The 2,068-nt window shown below is 62.8% G+C and carries 1 protein-coding gene; it reads left to right on the top strand.

Going from position 1 to position 2,068, the window contains the following annotated elements; translation table 11 throughout:
- The first annotated feature begins 174 nt into the window (after positions 1-174).
- A complete protein-coding gene (gene ltrA / locus K2F47_RS40310) occupies positions 175-1,992 on the top strand; it encodes a group II intron reverse transcriptase/maturase (RefSeq protein ID WP_242911550.1) in 1,818 nt (605 codons plus the stop codon).
- Positions 1,993-2,068 lie beyond the last annotated feature (76 nt).

Here is a 2,068-nt window from a genome sequence, read left to right as displayed (position 1 = left end):
AAAACTCCCCACCGGGGACAGGATGCCCAAGAAGCCAATGCCGGCAGCCGAAAGGCAACAGGAAGGCTTCCCGCGCGATGGCTGCCCCTCCAAGGCGGCTGCGGGCAGAGAACTGGCCGGATACCAGCTAAGAGCGGCTGGCCCGAAAGGGTGCTGACGTGGGCAGGTGAGCCTTTGGAGATCGATGTCAATCAGCCGCCCGAACCGAGGGACAAGTTGGACACCCAACAGGTGAACGGACCTGAGGACGTGCCGGAATGGGACGCCATCGACTGGCTAGCCCATGAGGGAAACGTACGACGGCTGCGGCGGAGGATCTTCAAGGCGGCGCGGGAAGGAGACTGGGCCACGGTCCGGTCTTTGCAAAAAATGATGCTGCGGTCCTGGTCGAACACCCTCATCAGTGTGCGTCAGGTCGCGCAGCGCAACGTGGGCCGCCGGACGGCAGGGATCGACGGCGAGGTCGCGCAGACCTCGGCCGAGCGGATGGAGATGGCGAGGCGTGTGCATCAGAGCCGGGCCACCTGGGATCCTCTGCCAGTTCGGCGGGTGTATATACCTAAGTCCAACGGGCGGCGGCGCCCGCTAGGAATTCCAGTGATCATGGATCGGTGTCATCAGGCGCGGGTCCGCAACGCACTGGAACCCGAATGGGAGGCCCGGTTCGAACCAAAGTCATATGGATTTCGGCCGGGCCGCAGTTGCGCAGATGCTGTTGGCGCGCTGCACATCACCCTCAAGGGGGCCAGTCGGCGGGTGTGGATCCTGGATGCTGACCTCTCAGCGGCATTTGACAGGATATCTCACGAACACCTGCTGACAGCTCTCGGATCGTTCCCTGCGTGGGAAATGGTCCGGGGCTGGCTGAAGGCCGGGGTGATCGAAAACGGGTCGTTGGCCCCTACTGAAGAGGGAACCCCTCAGGGTGGGGTGATCAGCCCGTTGCTGATGAACGTCGCTCTGCATGGACTGGAAACGGCTGCGGGAGTGCGCTACTACGAGTCCGCGACATGGGCGGGCAAAACGAGGCGAAACTCCCCGGTGCTGGTGAGATACGCAGACGATTTCGTCGTATGCTGCCACAGCCAGCGGCAGGCACGACAAGTCAAGGACGCCCTCGGACGCTGGCTAGCCCATCGGGGACTAGCTTTCAATGAGGAAAAGACCCGGATCGTCCACCTCACTGAGGGGTTCGATTTCTTGGGATTCAACGTCCGCCGTTATCCCAACGGCAAGCTGCTCATCAAGCCGAGCCCGGCGGCCGTCAAGCGGATCCGGAAACGGCTGGCGGCAGAGACTCGCGCACTGCGTGGAGGCAACGCTGCAATGGTAATAGCCAGACTCAGCCCCATCACCAGAGGCTGGGCAGCCTACTATCGAGGGGCGGTGTCCAGCGAAATCTTCAGCTCGCTGGACCACTATGCGTGGAAGCTGCTCTATAAATGGGCCAAGCGCAGTCACCCCAATAAGTCGAAGAAATGGGTCATCCGCCGCTACTTCGGCAAGTTCAATAAGTTCAGGAACGATCGCTGGGTATTCGGTGCCCGTGACCTGCCCGACCGGCACGGCCGACCGATCTATCTGGTCAAGTTCTCCTGGACCAGCATCGTCCGACACCCGGTGGTCACGGGGCGGGCATCCCCCGATGATCCCGACCTGGCTGACTACTGGGCCTCCCGCAGACGGCGGGCCACACCGCCGTTGGACAGCTATAACCTCCATCTGCTCGCCAGGCAGAAAGGCCGCTGCCCGCTCTGCGGAGACCACCTGCTCACCGCAGACCAACCGCCGCAGTCTCCACTCGAATGGGAGAGATGGTGGCTTGGTACCGTGCGCAGGGCTATCGCTGCCGACTACCTGGCACACCAGGGAAGCAGCGGACTGGACGGTGGTAGAACCCGCTTGATACACACTTCCTGCGGCCAACGGAAATACGCTCGCCAACGCAGGGAACTCCCACGTATACCCGCAACGCCCTCGCGGCTTGCTTGAGCCGGATGCGATGCCAAGTCGCACGTCCGGTTCTGAGGGGGCCGGGACGCAGCGATGCGTCCCGGCTACCCGACAC

The sequence above is a fragment of the Actinomadura terrae genome (genome assembly GCF_022751215.1).
In the GTDB taxonomy this organism is placed as follows: Bacteria; Actinomycetota; Actinomycetes; order Streptosporangiales; family Streptosporangiaceae; genus Spirillospora; species Spirillospora terrae.
The sequence above is the reverse complement of the archived record's forward strand: the minus strand, read 5'-3'. Positions and strand labels throughout refer to the sequence as shown.